The sequence below is a fragment of the Streptomyces yaizuensis genome (assembly GCF_034961445.1).
Taxonomy (GTDB): Bacteria; Actinomycetota; Actinomycetes; order Streptomycetales; family Streptomycetaceae; genus Streptomyces; species Streptomyces yaizuensis.
This window is the reverse complement of sequence record NZ_BSBI01000015.1, coordinates 214,762-238,350: the sequence shown is the minus strand read 5'-3', so window position 1 is coordinate 238,350 and position 23,589 is coordinate 214,762. Positions and strand designations below refer to the sequence as shown.

At 71.4% G+C, this 23,589-nt stretch carries 23 protein-coding genes; 9 read left to right on the top strand and 14 right to left on the bottom strand.

Annotated features, from left to right (window positions below):
• Positions 1–70: 70 nt before the first annotated feature.
• Entirely contained in the window at positions 71–2,881 is a 2,811-nt protein-coding gene (locus SYYSPA8_RS30825; RefSeq protein WP_323450681.1) for an FHA domain-containing protein, read from the bottom strand.
• 416 nt (positions 2,882–3,297) lie between these two features.
• Between SYYSPA8_RS30825 and serB the strand changes: the two genes are divergently transcribed.
• Positions 3,298–4,515 carry a phosphoserine phosphatase SerB gene (serB, locus tag SYYSPA8_RS30820; protein WP_323450680.1) on the top strand — a complete coding sequence of 406 codons (1,218 nt, stop codon included), beginning with the start codon at positions 3,298–3,300 and terminating at the stop codon, positions 4,513–4,515.
• A 148-nt stretch (positions 4,516–4,663) separates the two neighbouring features.
• Here the strand turns inward: serB and SYYSPA8_RS30815 are convergent, their stop codons facing one another.
• From SYYSPA8_RS30815 to SYYSPA8_RS30800, 4 genes are all read right to left on the bottom strand, one after another.
• Entirely contained in the window at positions 4,664–5,215 is a 552-nt protein-coding gene (locus SYYSPA8_RS30815) for a SixA phosphatase family protein (protein WP_323450679.1), read from the bottom strand.
• Positions 5,216–5,503: 288 nt separating this feature from the next.
• A complete protein-coding gene (locus SYYSPA8_RS30810) occupies positions 5,504–5,710 on the bottom strand; it encodes a hypothetical protein (RefSeq protein WP_323450678.1) in 207 nt (68 codons plus the stop codon).
• A gap of 163 nt (positions 5,711–5,873) precedes the next feature.
• Positions 5,874–5,990 (bottom strand): SGM_5486 family transporter-associated protein, encoded by a 117-nt coding sequence (locus SYYSPA8_RS30805; protein WP_323450677.1) that lies wholly within the window; start codon positions 5,988–5,990, stop codon positions 5,874–5,876.
• 4 nt (positions 5,991–5,994) lie between these two features.
• Complete coding sequence (locus tag SYYSPA8_RS30800) at positions 5,995–7,365, bottom strand: CynX/NimT family MFS transporter (protein WP_323450676.1); 1,371 nt, start codon at positions 7,363–7,365, stop codon at positions 5,995–5,997.
• A 121-nt stretch (positions 7,366–7,486) separates the two neighbouring features.
• On the opposite strand from SYYSPA8_RS30800, the gene SYYSPA8_RS30795 reads away from it, so the two are divergent.
• Complete coding sequence (locus SYYSPA8_RS30795; protein WP_323450675.1) at positions 7,487–8,308, top strand: FadR/GntR family transcriptional regulator; 822 nt, start codon at positions 7,487–7,489, stop codon at positions 8,306–8,308.
• On the opposite strand, the gene SYYSPA8_RS30790 is transcribed toward SYYSPA8_RS30795, so the two are convergent.
• The 3 genes from SYYSPA8_RS30790 to fabG all read right to left on the bottom strand — a co-directional run bounded on the left by SYYSPA8_RS30790 (position 8,280) and on the right by fabG (position 10,290).
• Positions 8,280–8,615 (bottom strand): hypothetical protein, encoded by a 336-nt coding sequence (locus SYYSPA8_RS30790; protein WP_323450674.1) that lies wholly within the window; start codon positions 8,613–8,615, stop codon positions 8,280–8,282. The two genes, SYYSPA8_RS30795 and SYYSPA8_RS30790, sit on opposite strands and share 29 nt — an antisense overlap.
• A 192-nt stretch (positions 8,616–8,807) precedes the next feature.
• Entirely contained in the window at positions 8,808–9,581 is a 774-nt protein-coding gene (fabI, locus tag SYYSPA8_RS30785) for an enoyl-ACP reductase FabI (RefSeq protein WP_323450673.1), read from the bottom strand.
• Positions 9,582–9,585: 4 nt separating this feature from the next.
• Positions 9,586–10,290 (bottom strand): 3-oxoacyl-[acyl-carrier-protein] reductase, encoded by a 705-nt coding sequence (gene fabG, locus SYYSPA8_RS30780; RefSeq protein WP_323450672.1) that lies wholly within the window; start codon positions 10,288–10,290, stop codon positions 9,586–9,588.
• A 355-nt stretch (positions 10,291–10,645) separates the two neighbouring features.
• On the opposite strand from fabG, the gene SYYSPA8_RS30775 reads away from it, so the two are divergent.
• From SYYSPA8_RS30775 to tyrS, 3 genes are all read left to right on the top strand, one after another.
• Positions 10,646–12,169, top strand: coding sequence for a TldD/PmbA family protein (locus SYYSPA8_RS30775; protein WP_323450671.1), 1,524 nt, complete (start codon positions 10,646–10,648; stop codon positions 12,167–12,169).
• Between the two features lie 79 nt (positions 12,170–12,248).
• Positions 12,249–13,643: a metallopeptidase TldD-related protein gene (locus tag SYYSPA8_RS30770; protein ID WP_323450670.1), complete on the top strand. Its 1,395-nt coding sequence runs from the start codon at positions 12,249–12,251 to the stop codon at positions 13,641–13,643.
• A gap of 109 nt (positions 13,644–13,752) precedes the next feature.
• Positions 13,753–15,021: a tyrosine--tRNA ligase gene (tyrS, locus tag SYYSPA8_RS30765; RefSeq protein ID WP_323450669.1), complete on the top strand. Its 1,269-nt coding sequence runs from the start codon at positions 13,753–13,755 to the stop codon at positions 15,019–15,021.
• A 78-nt stretch (positions 15,022–15,099) separates the two neighbouring features.
• On the opposite strand, the gene SYYSPA8_RS30760 is transcribed toward tyrS, so the two are convergent.
• Positions 15,100–15,375 (bottom strand): GlsB/YeaQ/YmgE family stress response membrane protein, encoded by a 276-nt coding sequence (locus tag SYYSPA8_RS30760; protein ID WP_323450668.1) that lies wholly within the window; start codon positions 15,373–15,375, stop codon positions 15,100–15,102.
• Positions 15,376–15,579: 204 nt separating this feature from the next.
• On the opposite strand from SYYSPA8_RS30760, the gene SYYSPA8_RS30755 reads away from it, so the two are divergent.
• Entirely contained in the window at positions 15,580–15,942 is a 363-nt protein-coding gene (locus SYYSPA8_RS30755; RefSeq protein WP_323450667.1) for a DUF3099 domain-containing protein, read from the top strand.
• A gap of 171 nt (positions 15,943–16,113) precedes the next feature.
• Complete coding sequence (locus SYYSPA8_RS30750) at positions 16,114–16,398, top strand: hypothetical protein (protein ID WP_407706118.1); 285 nt, start codon at positions 16,114–16,116, stop codon at positions 16,396–16,398.
• A gap of 121 nt (positions 16,399–16,519) precedes the next feature.
• On the opposite strand, the gene moaA is transcribed toward SYYSPA8_RS30750, so the two are convergent.
• From moaA to SYYSPA8_RS30735, 3 genes are all read right to left on the bottom strand, one after another.
• On the bottom strand, positions 16,520–17,506 hold the full coding sequence (moaA, locus tag SYYSPA8_RS30745) for a GTP 3',8-cyclase MoaA (RefSeq protein WP_323450707.1): 987 nt from the start codon (positions 17,504–17,506) through the stop codon (positions 16,520–16,522).
• Positions 17,507–17,711: 205 nt separating this feature from the next.
• Positions 17,712–19,349, bottom strand: a complete 1,638-nt coding sequence (locus SYYSPA8_RS30740; protein ID WP_323450666.1) for a solute symporter family protein — start codon at positions 19,347–19,349, stop codon at positions 17,712–17,714.
• Positions 19,346–19,720, bottom strand: coding sequence for a DUF485 domain-containing protein (locus SYYSPA8_RS30735; protein WP_323450665.1), 375 nt, complete (start codon positions 19,718–19,720; stop codon positions 19,346–19,348). The genes SYYSPA8_RS30740 and SYYSPA8_RS30735 overlap by 4 nt, the downstream gene beginning before the upstream one ends.
• Positions 19,721–19,751: 31 nt before the next feature.
• On the opposite strand from SYYSPA8_RS30735, the gene SYYSPA8_RS30730 reads away from it, so the two are divergent.
• Positions 19,752–19,982: a hypothetical protein gene (locus tag SYYSPA8_RS30730; RefSeq protein ID WP_323450664.1), complete on the top strand. Its 231-nt coding sequence runs from the start codon at positions 19,752–19,754 to the stop codon at positions 19,980–19,982.
• A gap of 23 nt (positions 19,983–20,005) precedes the next feature.
• Entirely contained in the window at positions 20,006–21,544 is a 1,539-nt protein-coding gene (locus SYYSPA8_RS30725; RefSeq protein ID WP_323450663.1) for a S8 family peptidase, read from the top strand.
• 167 nt (positions 21,545–21,711) lie between these two features.
• On the opposite strand, the gene SYYSPA8_RS30720 is transcribed toward SYYSPA8_RS30725, so the two are convergent.
• Positions 21,712–22,503, bottom strand: a complete 792-nt coding sequence (locus tag SYYSPA8_RS30720) for a lysoplasmalogenase (RefSeq protein ID WP_323450662.1) — start codon at positions 22,501–22,503, stop codon at positions 21,712–21,714.
• Positions 22,500–23,477, bottom strand: a complete 978-nt coding sequence (locus tag SYYSPA8_RS30715) for a sterol desaturase family protein (RefSeq protein WP_323450661.1) — start codon at positions 23,475–23,477, stop codon at positions 22,500–22,502. Before SYYSPA8_RS30715 ends, SYYSPA8_RS30720 begins: the two co-directional genes overlap by 4 nt.
• Between the last annotated feature and the right edge of the window lie 112 nt (positions 23,478–23,589).

Genomic DNA, 23,589 nt, shown 5'->3' with positions numbered 1-23,589 from the left:
GCGGCTCCCCGGACTTCCGGGGGGCCGCCCTCTCGCGTACTTCGGGGGCCGCGTGCGGGCGCGGCCGGGGTCAGGCGCGCATGACCTCGGGCTCGTGGCGGCGGAGCAGCCGGGCCACGGCGACGCCGCACAGGACGCCGAGGGCGAGCAGCACGGTGACGTTCAGGCCCCACTGGCCCGCCGAGTGCTCCCAGAGCGGGTCCAGGTCGTCCGGCCGGTCCTGGTCCCAGGGCGGCATCACGCGGCCGAGGTCGAGGGTGGTGCCGGTGCCGGCGACGGCCCAGCGGGAGGGCATCAGCCAGGAGACCTGTTCCAGGCCCGGGGAGCCGTACACCTTGAAGAGCACCCCGGTGAAGACGACCTGGACGATCGCGAACATCACCAGCAGCGGCATCGTCTTCTCGGCGGTCCGCACCAGGGACGAGATCACCAGGCCGACCATCATCGAGGTGAGGCCCAGGGCGATGATCACCAGGCAGAGTTCGAGGGCGGGCGGCATCAGCAGGCCGTCGGCGGGCAGCTCGCGGGGGGCGAGGCCGATACCGCAGAGGATGAGGCCCTGGACGGCGGTGATCAGCCCCAGGACGATCACCTTGGACATCAGATAGGCCGAGCGGGAGAGGCCGGTGGCCCGCTCCCGCTCGTAGATGACCCGTTCCTTGATCAGTTCGCGGACGGAGTTGGCCGCGCCCGAGAAACACATGCCGACGGCGAGGATCAGCATGATCGTCCCGGCTTGGCCGTTGAACGGGGACTCCCCGTCGTCGGGCGCCACCAGCCCGGATTCGGCCGGGATGACCACGCTGACCAGGCCCAGGACGGCGGGGAGCAGCAGCATCAGGGCGAGGAAGCCCCGGTCGGACGCGAGGACGGCGGTGTAGCGGCGCATCAGCGTCCACAGCTGGGTGCCCCAGCTCTGCGGCCCCGGCGCCCGGATCCGCCGGTCCACCGGCGCCGGTACGGGCTGGGCGGCGACGGCGTCGATGTCCGCCGCGTACATCTGGTAGTGCTGTGAGCCGCGCCAGCGGCCCGCCCAGTCGTAGTCGCGGTAGTTCTCGAAGGCGGAGAAGACGTCGGCCCAGGTGGTGTAGCCGAAGAAGTTCAGCGCCTCCTCCGGCGGGCCGAAGTAGGCGACGGTGCCGCCGGGGGCCATGACCAGCAGTTTGTCGCAGAGCTGGAGCTCGGCGACGGAGTGGGTGACCACGAGGACGGTCCGGCCGTCGTCGGCGAGCGCGCGGAGCAGCTGCATCACATCGCGGTCCATGCCCGGGTCGAGGCCGGAGGTGGGCTCGTCCAGGAAGATCAGGGAGGGCCTGGTCAGCAGCTCCAGGGCGACCGAGACGCGCTTGCGCTGGCCGCCGGAGAGCGAGGAGATCCTCTTGTCCTGGTGGCTGTCGAGCTTCAGCTCGCCCAGGACCTCGCCGATCCGGGCCTCGCGCTCGTCGTCGCCGGTGTCGCCGGGGAAGCGGAGCTTGGCCGCGTACCGCAGCGCCGTGCGGACGGTCAGCTCCTTGTGCAGGATGTCGTCCTGCGGGACCAGGCCGATGCGGTGGCGCAGCTCGGCGAAGTGCCGGTAGAGGCTGCGGTTGTCGTAGAGGACGTCGCCCTCGTTGGCGGGCCGGTAGCCGGTGAGGGCCTTGAGCAGGGTGGACTTTCCGGAACCGGAGGGTCCGATGAGGCCGATGAGGGACTTCTCGGGGATGCCGAAGGAGACATCGCGAAGGATCTGTGCGCCGCCGTCGACGGTGACGGTGAGGTGGCGGGCGGAGAAGGTGACCTCGCCGGTGTCGACGCACTCCGCCAGCCGGTCACCGACGATCCGGAAGGCGGAGTGCCCGACGCCGACGACGTCGCCCGCGCCGATGCCGACGGTGGTGGACCGGGCGATCGGCTGCCCGTTGACATAGGTGCCGTTGTGGGAGCCGAGGTCACGGATCCGGAAGCCGCCGTCGGGGGTGGCGGTGAATTCGGCGTGGTGGCGGGAGACCTGGAGGTCCGCGACGACCAGCTCGTTCTCCAGGGCGCGGCCGATGCGCATCACCCGGCCGCCGGCCAGCCGGTGGAAGGTGGTGGGGCCGCGGTCGCCGTGGGGCGCGGGGTCGGTCCGCTGCGGCGGGATCGCCGGATGGTCATCGGCGTGCGGCGGCGAGGACGGCGATGGGGCGGAGGCCCGTGAGAACGCGGAGGCCGGTGAGGAGCGTGCGGCGGCGGCCGGCGCCGGGCGCTCCGGGGCGGCGGTCGCCCGCCCCTGCCCGGAGGCCGCGGCCCGCGCCCCGGCATCCGGGTCCGGCCCGGACGGAGTGCCGGGCGAGGCATCGGGCGAGGCATCGGAGCCCTGGCGCGACGCGTACGGGTCGTAGGGGCGGTAGGGGTCGTACGGCGGCGGGGTGTCCCGGGCCGGGTAGGGCGCGTACGGGTCCTGTCCCGGGTACGGCGGGTGGGGCTGGGCGTGGCCCTGGTCCGACGGGTACGGGTAGGCGGGGTAGGGGTACGGGTACGGCCCGCCGGGCACACCGGCGGACGGGTCGCTCTGCGGCGGTGGCCCGCCCCAGTGCCCGCCGGCCGGGTTGCCGCCGGAGGGGCCGGAGAGATTCAGCCGGGGTCCGTCGTTGGCGTTGCCCAGATGGACGGCCGAGCCGGGGGCCAGCTCCATCCGGTGGATCCGCCGGCCCTCGGCGTAGGTGCCGTTGGTGCTGCCGTGGTCCTCGATCGTCCAGCTGTGGCCGCCCCAGCTGATGGTGGCGTGGCGCCAGGAGACCCGGGCGTCCTCCAGCACCATGTCCCCCTGCGGATCCCGTCCCAGGGTGTAGGACCTCGACGGATCCAGCGTCCAGGTCCTGCCGTTCAATTCCAGTACGAGTTCCCGCACTCCATGCCCCACTAGTCGCTCCCCCGGGTGACCCCCGTCCAGGGAAGTCTAGGGATTGGTGAACATCGGGAGGAACTATTTCAGGCTCGGCGTCATCCCTGGTACCCGGGCTGCGGGGCGGCGGTCTCCGCGCTGTGGGGCGGCGGCTCCGCACTGTGGGGCGGCCCGGCCGGCCGGTGGGCGCGGACGGCTCCGGGGCTTCGGGCACCCTTCGGAAACTCATCGGGAACTCTTCGGATGCTCGGTGGACATTGGCGGGCGGGACCCCGCGCCGGGCCCCGACGGCCCCCCTGCCCGCCCTCCGAGGAGGGGTTCGCGCAGGTGGGACGGGGTGGCTCCGACTGCGCCCGGGGCCGTGTTCGTTCAGGTGTCCGCCTGTCGGGACGGTGCGTCTCGCCGTAACATTCGCCGGTTACGGTGGAGAGACCATGAGCGCTTCGCAGAACTCCGACGTCCGCACCCTTCTCGTCAAGATCTTCGGGAAGGACCGTCCCGGGATCACCGCCGGGCTCTTCGACACCCTCTCCGCCTACTCGGTCGACGTGGTCGACATCGAGCAGGTCGTCTCCCGTGGCCGCCTCGTCCTGTGCGCCCTGGTCACCGCCCCCGCGGGGGGCGGGGCCGAGGAGGGCGAGCTGCGGGCCACCGTCCACGGCTGGGCCGAGGCCCTGGGGCTCCAGGCCGAGATCATCTCCGGCACCGGCGACAACCGGCCGCGCGGCAGCGGCCGCTCCCACGTCACCGTGCTCGGGCACCCGCTGACGGCCGCGGCCACGGCGGCCATAACGGCACGGATCGCCTCGATCGGCGGCAACATCGACCGGATCTTCCGGCTCGCCAAGTATCCGGTGACGGCCGTGGAGTTCGCGGTCTCGGGTACGGAGACGGAGGTGCTGCGCACGGCGCTGGCCACCGAGTCGGCCGAGGTGGGCGTGGATGTGGCGGTGGTCTCCGCCGGGCTGCACCGCCGGGCGCAGCGGCTGGTGGTGATGGATGTGGACTCCACGCTGATCCAGGACGAGGTCATCGAGCTGTTCGCCGCCCACGCCGGGTGCGAGGAGGAGGTCGCGCGGATCACGGCCGCCGCGATGCGCGGCGAGCTGGACTTCGAGCAGTCCCTGCACGCCCGGGTGGCGCTGCTGGAGGGGCTCGACGCCTCCGTGGTGGACAAGGTCCGCTCCGAGGTGCGGATGACGCCGGGCGCGCGGACCCTGATCCGTACGCTCAAGCGGCTCGGCTTCCAAGTGGGGGTGGTCTCGGGCGGGTTCACCCAGGTCACGGACGATCTCCAGGAGCGGCTGGGGCTGGACTTCGCCTCGGCGAACACGCTGGAGATAGTCGACGGCAAGCTCACCGGACGGGTGACCGGGGAGATCGTCGACCGGGCGGGCAAGGCGCGGCTGCTGCGCCGCTTCGCTGCGGAGGCGGAAATTCCACTGGCGCAGACGGTGGCGATCGGCGACGGCGCGAACGACCTGGACATGCTGAACGCGGCCGGGCTCGGGGTCGCGTTCAACGCGAAGCCGGTGGTCCAGGAGGCCGCGCACACGGCGGTGAACGTGCCCTTCCTCGACACGGTGCTCTATCTGCTGGGCATCACCCGGGAAGAGGTGGAGGCGGCGGACGGCGCCGACGCCGAGCACTGACCGGGGCGCACTGACCCGTACACCCGTACGGCTCTCCGGACAGGAAGAGCCCCGGCGCGAGACGCGCGCCGGGGCTCTTCGACATCCGGGCGGGGTCGGGTCCCCGAGGCCCGGTCAGTCGTACGGTGTGGCCAGTCGTGCGAAGTGGTCAGTCGTGCGGCGTCCAGAAGCCGGTGAGCCTGCCGACCCCGTGCTCCACGGCCTTCCAGGAGCCGGAGAACTCGACGACGGCATAGGCGGAGGTGGGGAATCCGCTGCGGTTCATCCGGGGCAGCAGATCGCCCTCGGCCTCGCCCGCGAGCGCGTCGGCGAGGGCGTGCATACCGGGGTTGTGCCCGATGACCAGCAGCTGGCCGACCTCGTCCGGGACCTCGTTGAGCAGGGCGATCAGCTCGCCGAGGGATGCCTCGTAGAGCCGGTCCTCATAGACGGTCCGGGGGCGCTCGGGCAGCTCGTGCACCGCCAGCTTCCACGTCTCGCGGGTTCTGGCGGCGGTGGAGCAGAGGGCCAGATCGAAGGCGAATCCGGAACGGGCGAGCATACGGCCCGCCGCGGGGGCGTCCTTGCGGCCCCGCTCGGCGAGCGGACGCTCATGGTCGGACGACTCGGACCACTCGGCCTTCGCATGGCGGAGGAGAACGATCCTGCGGACGTGGGAGGGTCCGGGGGCTGCCCCTCCGGACGATGTGGCGACGCTCATGTCCCCCAGCTTCGCATGAAACCCGCCAGCGGGCGCGGGGTGTTGACGGGCACCGTCCGGGCGCGGCGGGGATGCCGTGACGGCAGGGCCGAGGGCGCTTCCGGGCAGCTCGCGGGGCGGATCCGGGCCACTGGGACCGCTGTCCGGATCTTGCCGCTCCGGGGCTTGCCGCGCCGAATCGCGCCGACGGTCCGGATCACGCCGGGCCGGATCCTGCCGCAGATCCGGCACGGCCCGGCTCGGCTCGGCCCGGCCCGGCTCGGCTCGGCTCGGCTCGGACGCAAGTCCCTAGGTCAGCAAATGGCGAAGGTACTCGACGAGGATTCCGACGATCGACACCTCCCCCGCCTCGCCCGCCTGCGCCGGATCGGCCAGCAGCCCCATCAGGGCGACGAAGGCCAGCACCGGGAGGGCGAGCGTCCACCAGCGCAGTCGGATACCGGTACCGGCATGGCCCCCGGCTTCGGCGGTCGAGGGGGAAATCCGGGCCGGCATGGTGGCCTCCGTCTGCGGTGGTCCGTGGTGAGCGTCGATGTCTCAGACGCTACGGACCGCGCGGGGACGGGCCCATCCGGTGGACCACCCACTTCTCCCTGAGCCTGGCCCCCTAGGGGATGGTGGTGCCAGCACCACCATCCGGGCGCTCACATCCGGGCGCTCAGGGGGAGGCGATGGTGGCGATGATGCCGACGAACACAAAGAAGCCGATCATGGTGGCGAAGACGAGCAGCAGCTTCTTCTGGCCGTTCGGGGGATTCGGTTCGAGCACGGGCATGGCCTCAGTGTCGCATCCCGGTCTCGTCCTCGATCGTCCGGTCCCGGCCCGCGAGCACACCGCACACGATCTGCGGCACCAACAGCCCGGCCATCAGCACGATCGGCAGCCCCCAGCCGCCGCTGTGCTGGTACAGGACGCCCACGAGCAGCGGCCCGGGGATCGAGATCAGATAGCCGGTGGACTGGGCGAAGGCGGAGAGCCGCACCACCCCGGCGCCGGTCCGTGAGCGCAGTCCGATCATGGTGAGGGCGAGCGGGAAGGCACAGTTGGAGACGCCGAGCAGCAGCGCCCAGGCCCAGGCGCCGGCGGCGGGGGCCAGATAGAGGCCCGCGTAGCCGGTCAGGCCGGCCAGTCCGAGGACGACGACCATGGGCCCCTGGTGCGGGAGCCGGGCGGCGAGCCGGGGGATGACGAAGGCCAGCGGCACTCCCACGGCCATGGTCACGGCGAGCAGCACACCGGCGGTGGCGGCCGGGACGCCCGCGTCGCGGAAGATCTGCGGCATCCAGCCCATGGTGATGTAGGCGCCGGTGGCCTGGAGTCCGAAGTAGCAGGCGAGCGCCCAGGCGGTGGGGCTGCGCAGGGCGCTCGGGGCGCTCTCCTCCGTACGCCCCACGGACGTACGCCCCACAGAACCGGAACCGGAACCGGAGCCGGAGCCGGAAGCCGAGCCGGAAGCCGAGCCTGAGCCGCCGGAATGAGGAGCGGTGGCGGTCCGGTCGCGGACCAGGCCCAGCCAGGGCAGGACGGCGACGGCGGCGAGCGCCGCCCAGACGCCGAGCCCGGCCCGCCAGTCGCCGCCCAGCGCGTCGGTGACCGGCACGGTCACGGCGGCGGCCAGGGCGGTGCCGATGGCCAGCGCCATCGAGTACAGCCCGGTCATCGGGCCGACCCGGTCGGGGAAGTACCGCTTGACGATCACCGGCATCAGCACGTTGGCGACGGCGATGCCCATCAGGGCCAGGGCGCTGGCGGCGAGGAAGGCGGCCGTGCTCCCGGTGAAGGGCCGCAGGGCCAGCCCGGCCGTGATCGCGGCCATGGCGCCGAGGACCACCGCTCCGGGGCCGAAGCGGCGGGCGAGCCGGGGTGCCGCGAAGCCGAAGAGCGCGAAACAGAGCGCGGGTACGGAGGTGAGCAGCCCCGCGACGGCGCCGCTCATGTGCAGCCCGTCCCGGACCTCCTCCATCAGGGCGCCCAGGCTGGTGATGGCGGGCCGCAGGTTCAGCGCCGCGAGGACGACGCCGACGACGACGAGCCGGGCGGTCCAGCCGGGACGCCGGGAAACGGCCCGGGGGTGCCGGGGCGACGGCCCGGTGCGGGCGGGGCCCGCGACACGGGTGTCGGGCCGTATTTCGGAAGGCATGGGACCCATCATAGAATCATTGGATGATTGACTGTCCAGTGTTCCGTGGATGGCACGGACCACACCGCCCCCGGGACCCGGGGATCATGGGACCCATGGAGACCGAGACCCCTTCGAGAGCAGGAGCGCGATGTCGCTGACCTCCCCCCGGCGCTCCGGGCTGACCGATCAGGTGATCGCCCAGCTCCGGAACCAGATCACCTCGGGCGAATGGCCGGTCGGTTCGCGCATCCCCACCGAACCGGAGCTGGTGGAACAGCTCGGAGTCGCCCGGAACACCGTCCGTGAGGCGGTGCGTGCCCTCGCCCACAACGGTCTGCTGGACATCCGCCAGGGCTCCGGCACCTATGTCCTGGCCACCAGCGAGCTGGCCGGGGTGATGCACCGCCGCTTCGCCGGGGCCGGCGCCCGCCAGATCGCCGAGGTCCGCACCACCCTGGAGTCGTCCGCCGCCCGGCTCGCGGCCGCCCGACGCACCGAGCGGGACCTCGCCCAGCTCGACGTGCTGCTGGCCCGCCGCGAGGACGCCTGGGCGTCCGGGGACGCGGACCGGTTCGTCGCCGCCGACCTGGCCTTCCATCTGGCCGTGGTGACCGCCTCGCACAACGAGGTGCTGACCGGGCTCTACGCGGACCTGGGCGACCTGACGCGGACCTGGCTGCGGGACGACGTGGGCGACGAGCTGCGGCCGGAGCTGCACATGGACCACGCCCGGCTGGTGGAGATGATCCGCGCGGGCGACGGGGAGGCGGCGGCAGCGGAGGCGGCGTCCTATCTCGTCTGCCCGCGGCATCCGCTGCCCGAGGGGTCCGACCAGGGGGCCGGCGCCGCCTGCCCGCCCCTCGGCGACGGCACCGGCACCGGCACCGGCAGCGGCAGCGGCAGCGGCAGCGGCAGCGGCAGCGGCAGCGGCAGCCAGGGTCTCAGTCCGCAGCCCGGGGCCGGTGGCTGACCCACGCCGACCGGATCTCCTTCCAGCAGCGCTCGCTGAGGCTCACCGCCCCCGCGGGGTGGATCTCGACCGGCGCCCCGTCGGTGTCGATGTCCCACCAGCGCTCGCACTCCACATGCAGCCGTACCCGGTCCACGACCGGGTACGGATTGCCGCAGTGGGCGGTGGCGCGTGACCCGTCGATGTCCATCCAGCACTCCGCCTCGTACCGGACGGGCTCCGGCTGCTGGGAGACGGCCTGCGGGGTGCCCCACCACAGCAGCGTCGCCGCCGCCAGCACCGGTGCCGATCGCCGGATCATCACCATGAGCGGGGACCTCCTCGGCCGTACTGCGGCGGGCGAGCGCCGCGGCTGCACCACAAGGGGGAATGCCCCTCCAGCGTGGCCGGTCCCGAAGCGGTCCGCGCGCCCGGAGGGCCGAACGGGCGACGCCCCGCTCCCCCGGTTCTCCGGGGTCGCGGGGCGCCGCCCGTCAGGCGCGTGTCCCGGGGGACGCGGTCAGGCCCCCATCATGTGGACGCCGCCGTCCACGTGGATGATCTCGCCGGTCGTCCTCGGGAAGAAGTCGGAGAGCAGCCCGACCACACCACGGCCGGTCGGCTCCGGGTCGGACAGGTCCCAGCCGATCGGGGCGCGGTGGTTCCACACGTCCGCCAGCTCCTCGAAGCCGGGGATGGACTTGGCGGCCATCGACTTCAGCGGGCCCGCCGAGATCAGGTTGCAGCGGACGCCCTTCGGACCGAGGTCGCGGGCGAGGTAGCGGTTGGTGGACTCCAGGGCCGCCTTGGCCACGCCCATCCAGTTGTACTTCGGCCAGGCGAGCTGCGCGTCGAAGGTGAGGCCGACGATCGAGCCGCCGCGCTCCTCCATCAGCGGCAGACAGGCCATGGCCAGCGACTTGTAGGAGTACGCCGAGACCTGGACGGCGGTGGAGACGTCCGACCAGTCGGCCTCCAGGAAGTTGAACGCGCCCTGCGGGCCGAAGGCGATCGAGTGCACGATGCCGTCGAGGCCGGTGGCGTCGGTGGAGTTCTCCCGGATCCGGTCCGCGAGGGAGTCCAGGTGCTCCTGGTTGGTGACGTCCAGCTCGATGACGGGCGCGGGCTTCGGGAGCCGCTTGGAGATGCGCTCCACCAGGGAGAGCCGGCCGAAGCCGGTGAGGATGACCTCGGCGCCCTCCTCCTGCGCCACCTTGGCGGCGTGGAAGGCGATGGACGCGTCCGTGAGCACGCCCGTGACCAGAATGCGCTTGCCGGCGAGAATTCCGCTCATATCGTCAGTGACCCATGCCCAATCCGCCGTCAACGGGAATGACGGCTCCAGTGATGTACGAGGCGTCGTCGGAGGCGAGGAAGCGCACGGTGGCGGCGATCTCCTCCGGCTGCGCGTAGCGGCCGAGCGGCACCTGGGAGACGATCCCGGCGCGCTGCTCGTCGCTGAGCACCTTGGTCATGTCGGTGTCGACAAAGCCGGGCGCGACGACATTGAAAGTGATGTTCCGTGAGCCGAGTTCCCGCGCGAGGGAGCGGGCGAAGCCGACCAGCGCGGCCTTGGACGCGGCGTAGTTGGCCTGTCCCGCCGAGCCGAGCAGACCCACGACGGAGGAGATCAGCACCACGCGGCCCTTCTTCGCGCGCAGCATCCCGCGGTTGGCCCGCTTGACGACGCGGAAGGTGCCGGTGAGGTTGGTGTCGATGACGGAGACGAAGTCCTCCTCCGTCATCCGCATCAGCAACTGGTCCCGCGTCACACCGGCGTTGGCGACCAGCACCTCGACCGGGCCGTGGGTCTCCTCGATCTCTTTGTATGCCTGCTCCACCTGCTCGGCGTCGGTGATGTCGCACCGCACGGCGAGAAAGCCCGCGGGGGGCTCGCCGGAGCGGTACGTGATGGCGACCTTGTCGCCTGCATCGGCGAACGCGCGGGCGATGGCGAGGCCGATGCCCCGGTTTCCTCCGGTGACGAGAACCGAGCGGCTCAACGGATCACCCTTTCGATAGCAATGGTGGTACTACCGAAACTAGCGGGCGGGCGGGGTTCCGGGGGAATCGGGCACTGACAGCACCGTCCGCGCGTCACTGTCGGATCCCTACAGAAAACGCACGCGCGGGGACGGGGTGGCCGAAGAGGCGTGCCGGGGCCGCTGGGCCCGACCGTGCGACCGCCTCCGGCTCACGGTTCCCCGAAGCGCCCCGGAGGCGAACCGAGCCTGAAAAGAGAGCGGCAGCGTGCGCATGATTCACTGCGCTTCTGTTCTGTACGCGGTTCCGTACGCGGTTCCGTACGTGGTCCCGTACGCGGTCCTGTCGTCGCGCCGGTCAGAAGGGGAGGGCCCTGTGCCCCATGACATCGATCAGACTTTCCTCGCGCTGCCGCTGCGGGCGCTCGCGGACGCCGCGCTCGCCCGCGCCCGGGCGCTCGGCGCGGAGCACGCCGACTTCCGTTTCGAGCGGGTGCGCAGTGCGTCCTGGCGGCTGAGGGACGCCAGGCCCGCCGGGTCCTCCGACACCACGGACCTGGGGTACGCCGTCCGCGTGGTGCACGGCGGGGCCTGGGGTTTCGCCTCCGGGGTCGATATGACCATGGACGCGGCGGCCCGGGTCGCGGGCCAGGCCGTGGCCATGGCGAAGCTGTCCGCGAAGGTGATCGCCGCCGCCGGCTCCGACGAGCGGGTGGAGCTGGCGGACGAGCCGGTGCACGCGGAGAAGACCTGGGTCTCCTCGTACGAGGTGAATCCGTTCGACGTGGCCGACGAGGAGAAGACCGCGCTGCTGGGCGGGTGGAGCGCGGGGCTGCTGGCCGCCGACGGGGTGGCCCATGTCGATGCCTCGCTGCTGACGGTCCAGGAGAACAAGTTCTACGCGGACACGGCGGGCACCGTCACCACGCAGCAGCGGGTGCGGCTGCATCCGCAGCTCACGGCCGTCGCGGTGGACGAGACCACGGGCGAGTTCGACTCGATGCGGACGCTCGCGCCGCCGGTGGGCCGGGGCTGGGAGTATCTGACCGGCACCGGCTGGGACTGGGCGGGCGAGCTGGAGCGGATCCCGGAGCTGCTGGCCGAGAAGATGCGCGCGCCGAGCGTGGAGGCGGGCCGGTACGACCTGGTGGTGGACCCGTCCAACCTCTGGCTCACGATCCACGAGTCGATCGGGCACGCCACCGAGCTGGACCGGGCGCTGGGCTACGAGGCGGCGTACGCGGGGACCTCGTTCGCCACCTTCGACCAGCTGGGGAAGTTGGAGTACGGCTCCTCGGTGATGCATGTGACCGGGGACCGGACGGCCGAGCACGGGCTCGCGACGATCGGGTACGACGACGAGGGCGTCGAGGCGCAGTCCTGGGACCTGGTGAAGGGCGGCACGCTCGTCGGCTACCAGCTGGACCGGCGGATCGCGAAGCTGACGGGCCTGGGGCGGTCGAACGGGTGCGCCTTCGCGGACTCCCCCGCGCATGTCCCGGTGCAGCGGATGGCCAATGTCTCGCTCCAGCCGGCCCCCGGGGGGCTGTCCACGGAGGATCTGATCGGCGGCGTCGAGCGCGGGATCTATGTCGTCGGGGACCGTTCCTGGTCCATCGACATGCAGCGGTACAACTTCCAGTTCACCGGGCAGCGGTTCTTCCGGATCGAGAACGGGCGGCTGGCGGGCCAGCTGCGGGACGTGGCCTACCAGGCGACCACGACGGACTTCTGGGGCTCGATGGAGCAGGTCGGCGGCCCGCAGACATATGTCCTGGGTGGCGCGTTCAACTGCGGCAAGGCCCAGCCGGGCCAGGTCGCCGCGGTCTCGCACGGCTGCCCGTCCGCCCTCTTCCGGGGCGTGAACATCCTCAATACGACGCAGGAGGCGGGTCGATGAGCCGCAGGTCGTTCTGCCGGGGGTCCGGGGGGCGCCCCCCGGGCCGGCACAGTCTCAATACGACGCAGGAGGCGGGTCGATGAGCCGCAGCGCGAGCAAGCCGTACGAGATCGTCGAACGCGCCCTCGGTCTCTCCAAGGCGGACGGCTGTGTCGTCATCGCCGATGAGCACTCCTCCGCCAATCTCCGCTGGGCGGGCAACGCGCTCACCACCAACGGGGTGACCCGGGGCCGGACCCTGACCGTGATCGCGACGGTCGGCGGCGCCGAGGGCACCGCCTCCGGTGTGGTCTCCCGGTCCGGGGTGACCCCGGGCGAGCTGGAGACGCTGGTCCGGGCGGCGGAGGAGGCGGCCCGGACCTCGGGTCCGGCGGAGGACGCGCAGCCGCTGGTCGCCGGGGGCGCGGCGGATCCGCGGTTCATGGAGGAGCCGGCGGAGACCTCGTCGTCGGTGTTCGCGAACTTCGCGCCGGCGCTGGGCGAGGCGTTCGCGCGGGCCCGTGCCGGGGGGCGGGAGCTGTACGGCTTCGCCAACCACGAGCTGACCTCGACCTATCTCGGCACCTCGACGGGGCTGCGGCTCCGCCACGACCAGCCGAACGGGACGCTGGAGCTGAACGCCAAGTCGCCGGACCTCTCCCGGTCGGCCTGGATTGGGCAGGCCACGCGCGATTTCACGGATGTGGACCCGGGGGCGCTCGACGCCGCCCTGGCGCAGCGGCTGGCCTGGGCCGAGCGGCGGATCGAGCTGCCCGCCGGGCGGTACGAGACGCTGCTGCCGCCGACGGCCGTGGCCGATCTGCTGATCTACCAGCTGTGGTCGTCGGCGGCGCGGGACGCGGTGGAGGGCCGTACGGTCTTCTCCCGGCCCGGCGGCGGTACCCGGGTCGGCGAGACGCTGTCCCCGCTGCCGCTGAATCTGCGCAGCGACCCCGGGGAGCCGGGGCTGGAGTCGGCGCCCTTCGTGATCGCGCACTCCTCGGGCGACGACGCGTCCGTCTTTGACAACGGTCTGCCGGTGCCGCCGGTGGACTGGGTGCGCGAGGGCTGGCTGGAGCATCTGGTGACCACCCGGCACAGCGCGGCGCTGACCGGGCTGCCGGTCGCGCCCGGGGCCGGGAACCTGATCCTGGACGGCGGGAGCGGGCGTTCGCTGGAGGAGATGGTGGCGGCGACGGAGCGGGGGCTGCTGCTGACCTGTCTGTGGTACATCCGGGAGGTCGACCCGGCGACCCTGCTGCTGACGGGGCTGACCAGGGACGGTGTCTACCTCGTGGAGAACGGCGAGGTCACCGGCGCGGTGAACAACTTCCGCTTCAACGAGTCGCCGGTGGATCTGCTCTCCCGGGCGACCGAGGCGGGCCGTACGGAGCGGACGCTGCCGCGCGAGTGGGGCGACTGGTTCACCCGTGCGGCGATGCCGGCGCTCCGGGTCCCCGATTTCAATATGAGTTCGGTGAGCCAGGGCGTATAACCTCGGGGGGTGGGTTCACCCGTACGACCCGTCTCGTGCGGAGCCGGGCGGGCCCGCCCTTTCCGATGATCACCGAATACTTCCGAGTTTTTCCGAGGAGCCGAGAACCGTGACGGACATCGTCGACGAGTTGCAGTGGCGCGGGCTGATCGCCCAGTCCACTGACGAGGACGCATTGCGCAAGGCGTTCGCGGACGGTCCCGTCACGTTCTATTGCGGCTTCGACCCGACCGCGCCCAGTCTGCATCTGGGCAATCTGGTGCAGATCCTCACCATGCGCCGGATCCAGCAGGCGGGGAACCGTCCGCTGGGTCTGGTCGGCGGGGCGACGGGTCTGATCGGCGACCCCAAGCCGAACGCGGAGCGCACGCTGAACGCGCCGGAGACGGTCGCCGCCTGGGTGGACCGGCTGCGCGGGCAGATCGAGCGCTTCCTCGACTTCGAGGGCCCGTACGCCGCGACCATGGTCAACAACCTGGACTGGACGTCCGGGCTGTCGGCGATCGACTTCCTGCGGGACGTCGGCAAGTACTTCCGGGTCAACAAGATGATCGCGAAGGAGGCGGTCGCCCGGCGGCTGAACTCGGACGCGGGCATCAGCTACACCGAATTCAGCTACCAGATCCTCCAGGGCATGGACTACCTGGAGCTGTACCGGCGGCACGGCTGCGTGCTCCAGACCGGCGGCAGCGACCAGTGGGGCAATCTGACGGCCGGCACCGACCTGATCCACCGGGTGGAGCCCCAGGCCGAGGTGCACGCGCTGGCGACACCGCTGATCACCAAGGCGGACGGCACCAAGTTCGGCAAGACCGAGTCGGGCACGGTGTGGCTGGACCCGGAGCGGACCACTCCGTACGCGTTCTACCAGTTCTGGCTGAACGCGGACGACCGGGACGTGGCGAAGTTCCTGCGGATCTTCAGCTTCCGGTCCCGGGAGGAGATCGAGGAGCTGGAGCGGCTGACCGCCGAGCGCCCGCAGGCGCGGGCCGCCCAGCGGGCGCTGGCCCAGGAGCTGACGACGCTGGTGCACGGGGCCGAGCAGTGCGCGGCCGCCGAGTACGCGGCGAAGGCCCTCTTCGGCCAGGGTGAGCTGGGCGAACTGGACGAGCCGACCCTGCGGGCGGCGCTGCTGGAGCTGCCGCACGCCACGGTCGCCGAGCTGGCGCCGGTGGTGGACCTCTTCACCGAGGTCGGGCTCGCCGCGAGCAAGTCCGCGGCCCGCCGGACCGTGAAGGAGGGCGGGGCCTACGTGAACAACGTCAAGGTCACCGCCGAGGACGCGGTCCCGGCCGCCGGCGAGCTGCTGCACGGCCGCTGGCTGGTCCTGCGCCGCGGCAAGAAGAACCTCGCCGCCATCGAGGTCGCCTCCTCCTGAGGTTCGGTGGGGGTACCGGTCCGGTTCCGGGCCGGTACCCCCACCGCTCTCCTCTCGGGCTCTCGGGCTCTCGGGCCGTCAGGCCGTGCGGTGTCTGCCCTTCATCGCGATCCAGGCGCGGTCGCCGAGGAAGACCAGGATGATCGCGGCGACGAGCTGGAAGGCGTGTCGGCTCCAGTCGATGCCGGCGGTCTGCGCGACCCCGAGGCCCGCCGCGAGCCAGTTGCCGAGGACGGCCCCGCCGATGCCGCAGATGGTGGCAAGCCACAAGGGAAGGTGCTGTTTCCCGGGAAGGATCGCCTTGGCGATCAGACCCAGCACAAATCCCACGATGATCGCCCACAACCAGCCCATGGCTGCCTCCTCGTACGGCTCCGTGTGAGCAGTTACGCCGTCAGTGTCGGCCCATCCGCCATACGGCGCATGTCGGGCAGGGCCGTACGGCTTGCGGCGGACCCCTCCCACGTAGGGCCGAACGGGCACCCGCCCTCGTCGTGGCCGGGTGGTCGGCGTACCGTGGAACCTGCCGGGACCGGCGGAACAACAGGTGGTGGAGCGATGCGGAAGCAGTCGGACGCGGGAGTCTTCCGGATCACGGGCGCCCGCCGTGGGCTGGCCGAGGACGTCCGTGGCAGGCAGCGCCGCTATGTGATCTCGATGCTGGTACGGACCCTGTCCTTCCTGCTCGCCGCCCTGCTGTGGAACATCGAGCGGCATGTGGCGATCGTCGCCCTGGTGCTGGGGATGCTGCTGCCCTATGTCGCGGTGGTCATCGCCAACGCGGGGCGCGAGACGTCCCCGTCGCTGCCCTCGACCTATCTGGGCTCCCCGCCCCGGCCGATGATCGAGCCGGCGCCGGCGGCGGACGCGACGGACGAAGCGGACCGGGAAACCTCAAAAAAAGCTCAGACGCAATCCTGAAGTTCCTGTGCACCACACCCCGTTACCCGTGACATACTTCGTACGCGCTCCGCATCCCCCGTCGGAGCTGTGGACCGACGCCGGGCAGCTCCCCCCGTGGCTGCCCGGCGTCGCCATGTGCGGCCGTGCCGGGCCCCGCCCGGGTACGCGGCCCCTTCGTGCAGTGGAGCAGTGAACGCCGTGACCGCCGAGCCCCCGATCTGTTCCGCCAAGGGCTGCCGTGCCGCGGCGGTCTGGGTACTGGCCTGGAACAACCCCAAGCTGCACACGCCCGAGCGGCGCAAGACCTGGCTGGCGTGCGACGAGCACCGCGAGCACCTCTCGTCCTTCCTCGGGGTGCGCGGCTTCCTGAAGGATGTCGTGACGCTGGCGGAGTGGGAGGCCCGGGAGACCGGCTCCGGCGACGGTGACGGCGGCAGCGGCGACGGCCCGGAGGGGACCGTCCGGGGCGGCTGAGCCGCCCCACGGCTGCCCCCGGCTGCCACCCGCTGCCCTGATCGGCTGATCGGCCGGTCAGTCACGGAGCCCGGACCCGCCCCGGGCCCGATCCCTCCCCGGCTCCCGGCGCCGGTCCCGGTCAGCCGCCTATCGCCGACATGGGCCGGTCCGGCTGGAGGAACGAGGGGTCGTCCAGGCCCGAGCCCGCCTTCTTGCCCCACATGGCCGCCCGCCATGTCTCCGCGATCTCCCCGTCCGGGGCGCCGGAGCGCAGCGCGGCCCGCAGATCCGTCTCCTCGCGTGCGAAGAGGCAGTTGCGTATCTGCCCGTCGGCGGTGAGCCGGGTGCGGTCGCAGGCGCCGCAGAACGGGCGGGTCACGGAGGCGATCACGCCGACCCGGTGCGGGCCGCCGTCCACGATCCACCGCTCGGCGGGCGCCGATCCACGGCCCTCCTCCTCCGGGGTGAGGGTGAAGCGGGTGCGCAGCGAGCGCAGTACGTCATCCGCGGTGATCATGCCCTCGCGCCGCCAGCCGTGCTGGGCGTCCAGTGGCATCTGCTCGATGAAGCGCAGCTCGTACCCCTCGGTGATGGCCCAGGAGAGCAGCTCGGGGGCCTCGTCGTCGTTGGCTCCGGGCATCAGCACCGTATTGATCTTGACGGGGGTCAGTCCGGCGGCGCGGGCGGCTTCGAGGCCGCGCAGGACGTCCTGGTGGCGGTCGCGGCGGGTGAGCCGGCGGAAGACCTCGGGCCGCAGGGTGTCGAGGGAGACATTGACCCGGTCGAGGCCGGCGGCGCGCAGGGCGGGCGCGGTGCGGGCGAGTCCGATGCCGTTGGTGGTGAGGGAGAGCCGGGGGCGGGGGTCGAGCGCGGCGCAGCGCTCCACGATGCCGGTGAGGCCGGGGCGGAGCAGGGGCTCGCCGCCGGTGAAGCGGATCTCGGTGACGCCCAGCTCCGTGGTGGCCAGCCGGATCAGCCGGACGATCTCGTCATCGGTGAGCAGATCGGGCTTGGCGAGCCACTGGAGCCCTTCTTCCGGCATGCAGTAGGTGCAGCGGAGATTGCACCGGTCCGTCAGTGAGACACGCAGGTCGGTGGCGACCCGGCCATAGGTGTCGACGAGCACCACGGGCCCCCTTCCCCTGGAGGATCAGCTGCTTCGAGCCTACGTCAGGGGTCCGACACTCCCGTATCCGCCGCTTCCCGGAGGCAGGGGCCGGAGGGGGCGGGCCGTCCCCGGGGTGCGTTCCCCGGGGACGGGCGCGGTGGGTCGGTGGGTCGGTGGGCAGTGCGTCGGCGGGAGGTGCGTCGGCGGGTCGGTGGGAGACGGGTCAGTGGGAGATGGGGGTGCCGACGGCGACCCCGGTGAGGGATTTGACCTCCAGCTCCGCGTACTTCTCCGCGTTCGGCTTCTCCTTGGAGAGCAGGGAGCCCAGCCAGCCGAGGAGGAAGCCCAGCGGGATGGAGACCAGGCCCGGGTTCTCCAGCGGGAACCAGTAGAAGTCGGCGTTCTTGAACATCGAGGTGGGCTTCCCGGAGACGACCGGCGAGAAGAGCACCAGGACCACGGAGGCGGTGAGTCCGCCGTAGATGGACCAGAGCGCGCCCTGGGTGGTGAAGCGCTTCCAGAAGAGGCTGTAGAGGATGGTCGGCAGATTGGCCGAGGCGGCGACGGCGAAGGCCAGGGCGACCAGTCCGGCGACGTTGAGGTCGCGGGCGAGGGCACCGAGGGCGATGGAGACGACACCGATGGCGACGGTGGCCCAGCGGGCGGCGCGGACCTCCTCCTTCTCGGTGGCCTGGCCGCGCCTTATGACATTGGCGTAGATGTCGTGGGCGAAGGACGAGGAGGAGGCGAGGGTGAGCCCGGCGACCACCGCGAGGATGGTGGCGAAGGCGACCGCGGAGATCACGGCGAGCAGGATCGCGCCCCAGGCGGAGTCGGTGCCGCCGATATGGAGGGCGAGGAGCGGCGCGGCCGTGTTGCCCGCCTTGTTGGACGCGCTGATCTCCTCGGGGCCGATGATGGCCGCGGCGCCGAAGCCGAGGGCGATCGTCATGAGGTAGAAGGCGCCGATGATGCCGATGGCCCAGTTGACGGACTTACGGGCGGCCTTGGCGGTGGGCACGGTGTAGAAGCGGATGAGGATGTGCGGCAGTCCGGCGGTGCCGAGGACCAGGGCGATGCCGAGGGAGATGAAGTCCAGCTTCGAGGTCTCGGTGGCGCCGTACTTCAGTCCGGGTTCCAGGAAGGCCGCGCCGTGGCCGCTCTTGTCGGCCGCCGTGCCGAGGAGGTCGGAGATGTTGAAGTTGAACTTCAGCAGCACCAGGAAGGTGATCAGGAGGGTGCCGGCGATGAGGAGGACCGCCTTGACCATCTGGACCCAGGTGGTGCCCTTCATCCCGCCGATGGTGACGTAGAGGATCATCAGGACGCCGACGAGGCCGACGATGAGGACCTTCCCGGTGTCGTTGGTGATGCCCAGCAGCAGGGAGACCAGGACACCGGCGCCCGCCATCTGCGCGAGCAGATAGAAGATGGAGACGACGATGGTGGAGGTGCCGGCGGCGGTGCGCACGGGCCGCTGGCGCATGCGGTAGGCGAGGACGTCGCCCATGGTGAACCGGCCGGAGTTGCGCAGCGGTTCGGCGACGAGGAGCAGCGCCACCAGCCAGGCGACGAGGAAGCCGATGGAGTAGAGGAAGCCGTCGTAGCCGAAGAGGGCGATGGCGCCGGCGATCCCGAGGAACGAGGCGGCGGACATGTAGTCCCCGGAGATCGCCAGACCGTTCTGGAAGCCGGTGAACTGGCCGCCGCCCGCGTAGAAGTCGGCGGCGCTCCTGGTCTGGCGGCCGGCCCAGACGGTGATGAAGAGGGTGGCGACGACGAAGGCGGCGAAGAGGGTGATGATCAGGGGGCGGTGCTCGGTGGTGGCGCTCGCCGCCGCGAGCTGGAGCGTGGTGCTCACAGATCCGCCTCCATCCGGGCCTTGATCGCGTCGGCCTTGGGGTCGAGCTTCGCGGCCGCGTGCCGGGAGTAGAGCCAGGCGATGAGGAAGGTCGTGGCGAACTGCGCGAGGCCGAGGACGAGGGCCACGTTGATGTTGCCGACCACCTGGGTGCCCATGAACGCACCGGCGTAGTTGGAGAGCAGGACGTACAGCAGGTACCAGGCGATGAACGCGACGGTCAGCGGGAAGGCGAAGGAGCGGTAGGTACGGCGCAGTTCGCCGAAGTCCGCGCTGCGCTGCACCTCGACGTACTGCTCGGTGGTGGGCTGCGCGCGGTGGGTGCCCGGACCGCCCGTGGGCGGCGGTGGCGGTGGTGCGTCGGTAGTCACGGACTCTCCTCGTGACGCGGGAGCGGCGGGGTTGGACAAGGCGGACCTCGTTTTGGCTGGTTCAGGAGGGCGGATTGATGTTGCTCCTCCTCCTGACAACGGCACGGAGAGCACGCCGGGACGGTTCAACATCGGCCTTTTTTCTTCACGACCGCCGGATCTTGTTGAGATTTTCCGCTCGTACTCATTGCTGCTGATCACCAAGGGCGATAACTTCGCTGGTCATGTACGCGCCCACGCGCACGCCGTGCGGGGGCGGTAGGCACACCATGATCTGGAGAATCCATGGCTCTTCTGGGAACCGGACGGCGGCGCGCGCTCGCCCTGCCCGTCGGTCTGGCGCTCACTGCCTCGCTCGGCTTCCTCCCCACGGCGGCGGCCACGGCCGCGCCCGCCGGTGAGACGTCCGCGCCGGCGGTGTCCGCCGCGCCCGGACCGAAGCTGTCGTACGTGGTGAACGTGAAGAGCGGCGCCCAGACCGCGAAGGACGTCAAGAAGGCCATAGCCAGGGCCGGTGGCTCCATAGTGATCGCCTACGACAAGATAGGCGTCATCGTCGTCCACTCCCAGAACCCGGCGTTCGCCCCGACGATCCGCAAGGCCAAGGGCGTCGTGTCGGCGGGTGCCACGCGTACGGCGCCGCTCCAGGCCGCCACGGACAACGCGACGGACTCCAGCCGCCCGCTGACGGCCGAGGAGGCCCGCTCCGCCGCCCGCCGGGCAGAGGCCGGTGAGGACCCGCTGGAGCCGCTCCAGTGGAGCCTGCCCGCCATCAAGGCGGACCAGGCCCACAAGAAGACCCTGGGCAGCAAGAAGGTCACGGTCGCCGTGATCGACACGGGCGTCGACGACACCCACCCCGACCTGACGGCCAACTTCGACCGGAACGCCTCGGCGAACTGCGTCTCGGGCAAGCCGGTCACCACCGAGGGCTCCTGGCGTCCGGCCGCGGGCGAGAGCGACCACGGCACCCATGTCGCCGGCACCATAGCCGCCGCCAAGAACGGCATCGGCGTCACCGGTGTCGCCCCGGGCGTCAAGGTCTCCGGCATCAAGGTGTCGACGACGGCCGGCTTCTTCTACACCGAGGCGGTCGTCTGCGGCTTCGTCTGGGCCGCGGACAAGGGCGTCGAGGTCACCAACAACAGCTACTACGTGGACCCGTGGCTGTTCGCCTGCAAGAACGACCCCGACCAGAAGGCCCTGGTCGAGGCCGTGCAGCGGGCCACCCGGTACGCCGAGTCCAAGGGCGCGGTGAACGTCGCCGCCGCCGGCAACGACGGTCTGGACCTGTCGGCCCAGGAGCTGACCGACGAGACCAGCCCCAACGACACCACCCCGGGCACCCGGTACATCAACCCGAAGCAGTGCCTGGACATCCCGACGCAGCTGCCGGGTGTCGTGACCACCTCCGCGCTGGGGGCGAAGGGCCTGAAGGCGTCGTACTCCAACTACGGCAACGGCGTGGTCGACATCTCCGCCCCCGGCGGAGACCGCACGGCCTACCAGAAGCCGGACGCCCCGGCCACCGACGGCCGCATCCTCTCCACCACGGTGGGCGGCAAGTACGTCTACAAGGGCGGTACGTCGATGGCGTCGCCGCATGTCGCCGGTGTCGTCGCGCTCATCAAGTCGAAGCACCCGAAGGCCTCCCCGGCCGCGGTGAAGGCGATGCTGCACGCGCAGTCGGACGACACCGCGTGCACCAACCCGTACGACATCGACGGTGACGGCACCATCGACGCGGTGTGCGAGGGCAAGAAGACGAAGAACGGCTTCTACGGCACCGGTGTCGCGGACGCGCTGGACGCGGTGCGCCGCTGAGGCAGCGGGCCACCTGAGCCGCTGAACTGCTGAGCCCCTGAGCCGCCGAGCCCCTGAGTGGCTGGGTCGCTGGGTCGCTGGGTCGCTGAGCGGAATCGGTCGAACCGGAGGGGGTCGGGCCTGGTGCCCGGCCCCCTTTGGCCTGCCCTTTCGGACTCTCCGTCGTCCTACTCCGGCCCGGTCGATCCGGGTCCCGCCGCTCCGGATACGGGTGTTCCGGATACGGGTGTTCCGGATACGGGTGTTCCGGATACGGGTGCGGCCGGACCCGCCGGGAGGCCGGCCCCCGTGCCGGCCGTCCTGGCGGCGTCGGCGCGGTTCAGCAGCCCCAGGGTCAGCAGCAGTTGGCCCACCCCGTACAGCAGCATGATCCAGAGGTCGGCCACGGGAGGCTGCGGCCAGGCCGCCACCTCGGTGGCGATGATCAGATCCGAGGCCAGAAAGAGTGCCCCACCCACCCCGGCGACCCGTCCGACACCGCTCGACCGCCATGCCATGGCCGTGAGCAGCAGTGCATATCCGGCCACCGGAATCCGTAGATCTGCGGGGAGGTCGGCCCAGAGCAGCACCACCGCGAGCGCCAGGGCGGTGCCGTAGACGGGCGGCAGCGGCTTCGGGGTGCGGCAGCGCCCGAACAGGGTCAGATAACAGACATGGCCGAGCGCGAACGAGCCCATGCTGGCCAGGAAGGCCCACTCGGCGTCGAGGAGCAGCAGGACATCGCCGCCCCAGCCGAGCAGCAGGGCGACGGCGAGCAGCCGGGGCCCGCCCCGTATCAGGGTGTACGCGGCGAGCAGCGGCATCAGCAGCGGCTTCGCCACGCGGTGGCCCGTCTCCGCGTCCACGGCGAGCGAGCCGAGGTCCGCGAGGAGGGCCAGGCCGAAGGCGGCGAGCAGGGCGAGGCCCAGGGTGTCCCGGGGGACGAGGGTCCGCCCGGGGGTGTGCGGTGCAGAGGTCATGGGGCACGTCCTGCGTCGGTCGTCGGGGCGGAGGGGGATGCGGGCGATTCGGGGGATACGGGCGGCGCGAGCCGTGCGGGTGACGCGGGCGGCACTGGCGGCGTGGGCGGCGTGGGCCGTGGGGCCGGTTTCCAGCCGGGGCCCCGGAGGAGATGTCCGGCGCGCTGCCGCCAGCCGTCGGCGGCCCGCAGATCGCGCGCGATGGCCACGTACTCGTGGGTGGCGACCCGCAGCGGGTTGTACGTGTCGATGTTCTTGGTGAGGCCGTAGACGGGTGGGGCGGTCTCGGGGACGAAGGTGCCGAAGAGCCGGTCCCAGATGATGAGGATGCCGCCGAAGTTGCGGTCCAGGTAGCCGCCCTGGGACGCGTGGTGGACCCGGTGGTGGGAGGGCGTGTTGAGCACGTATTCGAAGGGGCGCGGCAGTCGCCCGATCCGCTCCGTGTGCACCCAGAACTGGTAGACGAGGTTGACGGACGAGCAGAGGGCCACCATGGCCGGGTGCGTCCCGAGGGCGATCAGCGGCAGATAGAACGGCCACACGGTGAGGCCGGTCCAGGGCTGGCGCAGCGCGGTGGTGAGGTTGAATCTGCGGCTGGAGTGGTGGACCACGTGGCAGGCCCAGAGGATCCGTACGACGTGATGGCTCCGGTGGGACCAGTAGTAGAGGAAGTCCTGCGCGAGCAGCGTCAGCGCGAGGGTCCACCAGAGGAAGGGGATCCGGGCCGGGGTGAGTTCATGGACGGCCGTGTACACGGCGACGATGGGGATTTTCCACAGCAGGTCGAAGAGGACGCTGCCCACGCCCATCCCGATGCTGGTGGCCGCGTCCCGGGTGTCGTACCCCGCCGCCCCGCCGGGCCCCCCGGAGTCGCCGATGTCGTCGGAGTGGCGCCGGATGACGGCCCATTCGAGGGCGGTGAGCAGGGTGAAAGCGGGGATCGACCACAGCACGACATCGGGGGGATTCGGCATGAGGGCACGGTAAGCGCGCCGGTCGGGGCCGGGCTAGATAGTGTTACTTACAAGTATGCGAGACAAATTGTCAGCAAGATTTGGTGGGTTCCGCCAAGCGGGGGCGCAGGCA